General features: G+C 75.3%; 1 pseudogene. It reads left to right on the forward strand.

The features are described 5' to 3' along the window. Positions 1–485, forward strand: a pseudogene (locus PUR61_RS09470) (hypothetical protein); the annotation flags it as partial.

A 485-nucleotide genomic window follows, 5' to 3' on the forward strand; every position in this document is an offset into this window, starting at 1 on the left:
ACCTCCCCGGCCTCGCCCGATCCCTCAACAACCTCGCCAACCACCAGTCCGACGTCGGCGACCGGGCAGCCGCCCTGACCTCCGCCACCGAAGCCGTCGCCCACTACCTCAAGCTCGCCGACACCGGCCCCACCCCCGACGGCCGCCGCCTCGAGCGCGCCCTCGCCCTCGGCCCCCTCAACCCCCCCCAGGCCGTCGACCGCGACCCGTCGCCGGCCCACGCCACCGCCACCGACGCCGTCACCCACTACCGCACGCTCGCCGACACCGACCCCCGCGCCCACCTCCCCGGCCTCGCCGGATCCCTCAACAACCTCGCGAACCGCCAGTCCGAGGTCGGCGACCGGGCAGCCGCCCTGACCTCCGCCACGGAGGCGGTCGGCCACTACATCGAGCTCGCCGACTCCGGGCCCTCCCCCGACGCCTTCCTCATCAAGCTCGCCGACGCCCTCTGCACCCTCTCCGCCCAACAGGCCGACAACGGC

Source organism: Streptomyces sp. BE20 (genome assembly GCF_036322525.1).
GTDB lineage: Bacteria > Actinomycetota > Actinomycetes > Streptomycetales > Streptomycetaceae > Kitasatospora.